The organism is Sinorhizobium sp. CB7, from assembly GCF_041357635.1.
GTDB lineage: Bacteria > Pseudomonadota > Alphaproteobacteria > Rhizobiales > Rhizobiaceae > Rhizobium.
In genome coordinates, this window is sequence record NZ_JAULLL010000009.1 from 331,764 (window position 1) to 339,507 (window position 7,744).

The window sequence follows — 7,744 nt, forward strand, 5'->3', positions numbered from 1 at the left end:
GCTCTATACCAGACACACAGGTTACTCCACGACGACCGGCGTCCAAGCGCTATCTTATTTTAAGCCTGGAGTGAACTATCCTATGAAGCAACTCTTCTGCTGCCTCATAGGATCGGTCCATTCGAGCCAGCTCCTCCAATATGCGGGACAGAGCATCAAGATCCAGGTCCCTGGACTTCATCCAGCTGCCGATATCCCCGCCCGGTACGTGCTCGAGGAAGGCATTGACGGTCTCACCAAGGGAACGAACGGGAACGGGACCTCGAGTGGCTCTGTCTATCGCCAGTGCGGCCGCGCATACAGCCGCGGATTCAGATAACCCGGCGGTCCTGTTGGAACACAACTCTATCAGCCTATAGGCAGTGCGGCTCCCGAGCGGCAGCCCCGCCGCGGTGCATTGTACAAGTTGAGCAAACGCATCGGTGAAGGCGAATCCGCGACTCGAATGTCCGGGTTCACGGGGCGGCCGCTGCAGATCGCTGGTCGCTTGGGCGAGGCAAGCCATTGCATCGATGCGCTTTTGATCCACTCTTCCACTCGGCAACCAGCTTGCCAATCTTTCTGCGCCGGCGCGATCCGCCTGGTGATCCAGGTCGCCAAGCAGCCGCCCGAAACTACGCTCGGGATAGAAGATTGCTTTCGCTCGGTTGATCAGGGAAGCGGCAAGATCTTTTTCGATTACTCCCGCATCAAGAGCGGACGACAACGTCGATCGAATATTCACAAGCGGCTCCGAAAGCGGCTGGTAGTGAACTTCTGCCGGTCCGTGGACCAAGGCGACCTCATCGTCGCACTCGAGTTCGCCGGATTGGAAGGATTCGAAGGTCTTTCCTACACCGATCATACCAAACTCACTGAGCTCCGCGGCTCTGAGGGCTCCGATCGATGCTGCCCCGTACACTGGAATGCCTTCGTAAAGAGCCCACAAGATTTCCTTATGATGCACTGCGGGCACATGCTCGAAATAGCCGTCGATCAGGACGATGGCTTTCGGGCCGTCAACCGCAGCCGCGATGACATCTCCTTGGGAGGCAGGGGGGCGATAGTCGAGCTCGACACCGGGATAGGATGGACGATGACGTCCGAGCGATGGGCCCACGAAGACCGCTACCTTGTCAGTTTCGTTCGCCATTGCCATCTCGATAATCGGCCAGCCGTCTGGCACGCGTCCCAGCCATATAGCCAGGCGCATCGCACGAACCTTCGAGCCCAGGGGCGACGACACGCACCACGGCAGCAGGTATGCCATCATGCGACAGGTCAACGATGAGAGGTTCATCGATGCCGGCAAGCCTCATTCTATCCAGGAAGTCGTCGAGCGTATCGTCTATGCTGGCGAAACTCGATGCGCTGGGAATTTCAGTGAACGTCTTACCTGGACTGACGGTTTGTTCGTCGAGTGGTGCTTGTGGGGGCCCGCGTACAAACATGTCTCGCGTAAGGTCATCCCGCGTACCAGAGATCATCGTCAATCTGCTTTGGACTGCCTCGAGCACCGCTTTTCCCAGCGCAATCCCGCTTGACGGATGACATGCGCTGCCGGCGGCTGGCCCCACGCTCCGGAATGTGGTCGAGTCGGACCATATCTCGCAAAAGAAGGCGGGTACGCCGAGATCACTAGTCATGTCCCAAACAGCGGTTCTTGTGCCGGAGCGAATGAGTGTGCTCAGGATGTCAGAACACCACGGATCATCAACCGATTCTAAATCGACGGCCGTTTCCTGAATTCCCGTGCCTCTGGATCGCCAAAGGGTGAGTGCATCCCTTTCGATCAGTTCCGTGATCGCATGGACCGTTGCTTCCTTTTTCGTATTCCCGGACGCCAGTCCGCCCGAACCCATCAGCAGGCATTCAAGATTTGCCGGCAGCGGCAGAGCATAGTCCAGGTGAATTATCTCATAAGGAACCCATACGTTCTCGCCGGTGGTCATTCCCGTTGCAGAAGCCCAAAGGGTGCGGCGGGTTCTGGATGGCGGCGCTTCGACAATTCTGGGCAGGATATCCAGGTCGACCACGCGTCCTTCGTCGTGCAGTTCATTGAAGGATGCAAATCTCAAAGCTATTTTGGGGTTCTCGGCACAGTGACGCTCGAGTGCCTCCATGACAGCGGAAGCTTTCGCCTCGCTCAGCGTTGCCCCTTTGCCGTGACAGGTTGCAAGCGACCGAGCATTCGGTCTGTAGGCAACCATGACAGGCAATCCGATGGAATCGAGACCAGTGATATCCGCGATGCGCGAAACTCCGATATCACGCAGGAAAGGGGCCATTCTGGCCAGAGTCTCGGCCGGGTCCATTTCGCGAATGAAACGAGACCAAGACTCACTCTTTAGGGCATCCAGTTTCACCGAACGTGAAACTGCGTAGACTTCTTCAGGCCCTCTATATTCACAAGCCAGCAGGTGCCAAGAGGCTTTGGCTTGTCTGGCGGCAATTTCTGAGGAACGGCTGCGAGCAATACGCCACATTGCAGAAGCTCGCGAACAACCTGCCAGTCGTCGCCGGACTGGAATTTTGCCGCGTCAATGCGGTAGACGTCCTGGTCCCAGACGTCACGGGGGATATGCAGAATAGTTCCATCGTCGCTGGCGATAATAAGATCGTGACGAAAGTCGTCGCTGTTATCTTGAGACATGGCTTCCCTCCCGTTGCAAATTTCTAAGATAGCACCTCGATCCCGATCTTCAAATAAAGCATCCTGTTGTGCGGCTACCCAAATGAAGCGAGTCTATCAACCGAAAGTTATAGAAGGTTCCGCTTTCTGCATGCGGCAATCAATTGCAGAAGAAGAGACGGGTAGTCTTCACTTGAACTCGCCGCGAGACTTTCGGTCCCCGCGCGCACGACTTCCGGCAGCTCCTGCTGCGTGACGCTCAAGAGACGATTGCATAGCAATTTCACCCGATCGTAATTTTGACGGTCAGTCGCCAACAACACCAACAACGCCGTCCACTCGAATGGGTAGGCGATCTTGGACTTGTCGAACTCCCGGACGGCTCCTTCCGCTTCCGAGCGGGCTTCCTCCAGTCGACCGCTCCTCCAGTGACCCCATGCGAGGTTTGCGCTGGTCAGTCCGACATATTCTGACATCGCCTCGACCTTGGCTGTTTCTGCTGCTTCCGTGGCCATCTCAATGGCAGCCTCGACCTTGCCCTGCAGCCGGTACGCCAGGCTCAAATACACGCGACAACGAAGTTCAATGGCCTTGTGGCCGGACCTTTGAGCGGCTTGCATCCCGCTGAGTAGCGCGCGCTCCGCGTTCCACAATTTGCCACCGTGGAGACAGGTAAATCCAAGGATGAACTGAGAAGATGAAATCGTAGCCAGGTTATTGGTCCGCTTGGCAGCCTTCACGTAGTTCTGCGCGTGCGTGATGGTCGCCGAGGAGGAATTATAGCGTTGAAGTCTTAGATCTCTGAGCACGCACTGGTTGTAGAATTCTGCCAGTTGCTCAGCAGAGCAGCTATTTATATGAGGAAGGATCTGGTCCAGCAGAATGCTCATTGCGTCGCCGTTGCCGCTCCAGTAATTGGCGTTGCATTTTGAGAGCTGAATTTCGATCCATTCGCTGAGCGCGTCCTTCGTCGATGTATCCTGGAGCTTCTGAAGGACCTGCTCAGCTTCCTCAAGGACCTGCAACGACCTGCCTCGGTCCTGTTGAAGCGCGCCACCCAGCTTGCGAAGCAGCCTGGCCCTTTGGAGGGGCTCATTGGGAGCGAGATCCATGGCCTCTCGCAAGGCCGCTTCCGCTTCGTCAATATTGTGCGAAAGGAACTGCACCTCGCTCAATTGTTCAAGCAGGGCTGTCTTCAGCTCGGCCGCGGAGGGATCCGATTCGTCTACCGCCAAGCGCAGATGGTGCAGCGATTTCTGAAAGTAAGCGATTGCCTCCCTATTTGCGAAATTAGCCTTGGCGAGGGCAGCCGCGCGCGAATAGTACTCAAACGCCTTGAGGTCGTTCCCTCCCAAAGCCCAGTGGTGCGCGAGGACGTGAGGCGAGCCATCTGCCGAATGGGTCTCCTCCAGGGCTCCGGCAATCTGGCAATGCACGGCTTTTTTCGTCTTCGACAGCATGCTTTCATAAATTGCGTCGCGCATCAGAGAATGCTTGAAAATGAAATGGCCCGGCCGCCCCGGATCGGCCTTCACGACCTGAGCGCCGATCAAATGACGCAGTGCGTTCTCCACCTCGGACCTTCGATACCCGAGCGCGATCTCCAACACGCGAGAAGAAAATTCGCGACCGATCGCCGCCGCTGCCTGCGGTATCTCCATCTTTATTGACAGGCGGTCTATCCTCGCCATGAGCGAGTCATGCAAGGTCATCGGGATGGATGTCTCGTTAAGGTCGCGTTCCTGCCTTGCTTGAGGCAATTGATGTTCGTCCAGCACTGATTTCGCGAGTTCTTCGACATAGAGAGGAACGCCGTCGGAACGGTCTGCGATTGCGGTCCGGACAGGCCGTGGCAGTTCTGCACCGCCTGCTATCGCTTCCATCAATTGGTTCACTTCGCCATGTGAAAGGCGCGGTACGTCGACAATCTCATCGAAGCGCATGCCGGATAGTTGTGACGTAGCTTCGCTGCGACAGGTAAACACCGCAAGCGCGTTCCGCCTTGCCGGATCATCAACGAACCGCTGGAAAAATTCTATCGTGCTTGGGTCCGCCCAGTGAAGATCTTCCACGACGATCAAGAGCGTGCGAATTGTGGAGATGGTATCCAGCACTGACTGGATGACACTGAACATCCTTTCTTTTCGCCCCCGTGCCGTCAGTCCGGCCAGATGCCCGTTGGGATCGCCGGAGAGGAGTGCAATGAGAACCTGGGCGGCGTCGCGTCGTTCTTGGCTCGCGTCTGCAATCAAAGCCTGGAACGAAGCCGACGAGCCAACACCTCCCGGTGGAATGATAAAGCGTCGAAGTTGATCAAGGACCGGAAATAGTGGCTCGTGGCTGTGGAAGGGTGAGCACTGAAACTCCAATAGTACGGAATCTTGGCCCGGTTCAGTAAGTGTCAGGACTTCGGAGACCAAGCGCGACTTGCCGATACCAGGGTCCCCTTGGACCAGAACAGAGCGCAGCTCGCCACTTCGTGCTTCGTTCCACAGCCTCGTCAAAGCATCCAGTTGTCCGGTTCGACCAAAAATCGGCGTGTCCCAACTGGCAAAGTGCTTTACAGGGTCGTGCAGCCTTAAGCCATCGACCCGCCAAAGCCTTACCGATGCTGCAATCCCCTTCATCGACCGAAAGCCAAGATCACTGTAGTCGAATTCCTCGCCAGCCAGTGCACGAGTCTCGCTCGTAACGACGATGGTGTCGGCTTCCGCTTCCGATTGCAGCCGAGCTGCGAGGTTTGGTGTCCGGCCCACGATTTGGTCCTTGAGCCTGAGATTGTCGCCTTCAATGTCGCCAACAACCACAGGGCCGGTGGCAATTCCGATGCGACTGGATAGCCCTATTTCCCTGACCGCCTTGGTGAGCTCAAGCGCCGCGCGAACGGCACTCTCCGAGTTGTTTTCTCGTGCGCTGGGCCAGCCAAAGTAGGCAAGTACCCCGTCTCCCATAAACTGACCGATCTTGCCGCCATATCTCTCTACGACCCGGACAGCCGTCGATTGGTAGTTGGCAACGATGTCGCGCAACTCTTCGGCGTCCAGCCGTTCCGACATATGTGTAGAGCCCACGAGGTCGCAGAAGAGCACCGCGAGATTCCGTCGCTCCGCTCTTCCAGTCCAGCTCCGGGAGGCTCCGACGCGCGACTTAGACGGAGCTTCAGACGACGCTGCACCCAACTGCTTGGCTGCAGCGATTAATCGCCGTCGATCACCGACGGCTTTGATGCCGATCTCGCGAAGATCACTGCTGGTCAGATCGCCAAGCACGCCGAAATCAATGTTGTGTTCCTCAAACAGGTCTGCGTACTCGAGCAAGCCGATCTGCTTGAGCCATTGTCGGAGGGTAAGCGGCATGGGCATCTCCAACCGGGAATACTGCAGCCTGAGGCCTTGGCATACATAGCCAGCTTAGTACGGAATCGGTTACGCCCGTAACAGAATCTGCTTGACCGCCCATGGCTTACCGAACAAACTTGAGCTTCACGCGCTTTTGCTGCGAGGCTCTCATGTCCGCTTCAACCTTGACTCTCCTGATCGTCGGAACGGGGAACGTCGGATGCGCCTTGGCGAAACGGTTTGCACGAACCCCTCATCATGTCTTGCTGGGATCTCGAAACCAGAAAACAGGTGAGCTTGCGGCGCCGTTGGGCGTTCGGGGTGGGGAGGCGACATCCTTCGTGGCCGGAGCGGATGTGATTTTCCTCGCTGTTCCATTTGTCAATTTGGCTGAGACGTTGAGCGGCCTGGGAGACATAGACGGCAAGATCATTGTCGATTGCACCAACCCGCTTACTTCCGACTACATGCAACTCACAATCGGCCATTCCGATTCTGCGGGAGAAACATGCCAGAGGCTTGCGCCACGCTCAAAGGTCGTGAAAGCTTTCAATGCCATTTTTGCAGATGTAGTGTCAGCCAATCCGTCGTACGGAGGCATTATTCCCCAAGTCTTTTTGGCAGGAGATGATGCTGAGTCCAAACAGCTGGTAGCGGGATTGGTTCGCGAAATCGGATATGACGCCGTGGACACCGGCAGTATGGAAAGCGCTCGCTATCTGGAGCCGCTGGCAGAGCTGATTATCCATCTGGCCTATGCTCAGGGCCAAGGGACTTTGGTCACACCCGTAATCCTGGCCGTAGACGCAGCTACGCCCGCCACACATTGAGTTTTATACGGGGCGCATCGGTTTCAGCCGAGGCGTTTGCTTCAGTCGCATCCAGTGGCTCAAGCCATGTATTCGTCAAATGAGAGACCAGTCGCCAGAAAACAGGCGGCCTTTCGACCGCCCGCGATACCAGAGAATCTGATTGAATCGTCTTATGCCGGCTGCTCAGGAGCGAGGAATTCCGTGCAATAAGACGGTCCATTGACGCCTGGCATGTCGGCGACGGTGCGGATGCCTTGAATGACGTAGTCGTCAGAGGTTGTAACCTCTACCTGGCAGCGCAGATAGGCAGTGCGCGCCGGCGAGATCTGTCTTCCGCGCTTGCCGTCAGCCCCTTCGGCGTATTTCGCCGGAATGCGCACCGTCTTGTAGCCCCCGCGCCAGGTATAAACGGTATTGCTCCCATCCGGGCGATCGCTGATCGGCGCGCCGTATGCGGCAAAGAAACCGCCGGCCGACTTGCCGACCCAACGGGCTTCGATCGGATTTTTTGTGGCGGTGGGGATCGTGGTGCATCCGGCAAGGGCCATGGCAAGCCCTGCCGCAGTGATCATGCGGAAATTCATCATATCGTCCCTGAGCTTCAATCGCGCTTTCGACCCGGCGGAAGCCCGTCGCTCGGCGACCTTCCGCGTGTCCCGTCGAGCGCTTTAGCGCGGAACCCGACAAAAGAAAATTGCTGTCCAGTGGCTTGCGCAGAATTTCTGAAAGTGTTGCTTTTACTGCACTTGCGGCACTTTGGCGCGTGCCGGAGGACCTGCGACATGTTGCTCCGTCATCCAACTCGACATTGTAATTTTTTCGTCACGAAGCAGGCGCCTTTTTCAATTTTGGTGCTTGTGCAACCAGTTGGGCTGGTCTATAGAGGCGCCGCTGGTCACGGAGTGTAGCGCAGTCTGGTAGCGCACCACGTTCGGGACGTGGGGGTCGAGTGTTCGAATCACTCCACTCCGACCAGAAAAGTC

General features: G+C 56.8%; 6 protein-coding genes and 1 tRNA gene. 2 read left to right on the forward strand and 5 right to left on the reverse strand.

The window, feature by feature from the left end:
- Nucleotides 1-49 precede the first annotated feature (49 nt).
- The 4 genes from AAE029_RS19110 to AAE029_RS19125 form a co-directional block, all read right to left on the reverse strand.
- Nucleotides 50-1,132 carry a TfuA-like protein gene (locus AAE029_RS19110; protein WP_371074445.1) on the reverse strand — a complete coding sequence of 361 codons (1,083 nt, stop codon included), beginning with the start codon at nt 1,130-1,132 and terminating at the stop codon, nt 50-52.
- Nucleotides 1,116-2,345 carry a YcaO-like family protein gene (locus tag AAE029_RS19115; RefSeq protein WP_371074446.1) on the reverse strand — a complete coding sequence of 410 codons (1,230 nt, stop codon included), beginning with the start codon at nt 2,343-2,345 and terminating at the stop codon, nt 1,116-1,118. The genes AAE029_RS19110 and AAE029_RS19115 overlap by 17 nt, the downstream gene beginning before the upstream one ends.
- On the reverse strand, nt 2,342-2,632 hold the full coding sequence (locus AAE029_RS19120) for a hypothetical protein (protein WP_371074447.1): 291 nt from the start codon (nt 2,630-2,632) through the stop codon (nt 2,342-2,344). The genes AAE029_RS19115 and AAE029_RS19120 overlap by 4 nt, the downstream gene beginning before the upstream one ends.
- A 107-nt stretch (nt 2,633-2,739) precedes the next feature.
- Nucleotides 2,740-5,967: an AAA family ATPase gene (locus AAE029_RS19125; protein ID WP_371074448.1), complete on the reverse strand. Its 3,228-nt coding sequence runs from the start codon at nt 5,965-5,967 to the stop codon at nt 2,740-2,742.
- Nucleotides 5,968-6,119: 152 nt separating this feature from the next.
- Between AAE029_RS19125 and AAE029_RS19130 the strand changes: the two genes are divergently transcribed.
- Entirely contained in the window at nt 6,120-6,779 is a 660-nt protein-coding gene (locus AAE029_RS19130; RefSeq protein ID WP_371074449.1) for an NADPH-dependent F420 reductase, read from the forward strand.
- Nucleotides 6,780-6,931: 152 nt separating this feature from the next.
- Here the strand turns inward: AAE029_RS19130 and AAE029_RS19135 are convergent, their stop codons facing one another.
- Nucleotides 6,932-7,345, reverse strand: a complete 414-nt coding sequence (locus tag AAE029_RS19135) for a hypothetical protein (RefSeq protein WP_371074467.1) — start codon at nt 7,343-7,345, stop codon at nt 6,932-6,934.
- Nucleotides 7,346-7,659: 314 nt separating this feature from the next.
- On the opposite strand from AAE029_RS19135, the gene AAE029_RS19140 reads away from it, so the two are divergent.
- Nucleotides 7,660-7,736, forward strand: a tRNA-Pro gene (locus tag AAE029_RS19140).
- Nucleotides 7,737-7,744: the final 8 nt, after the last annotated feature.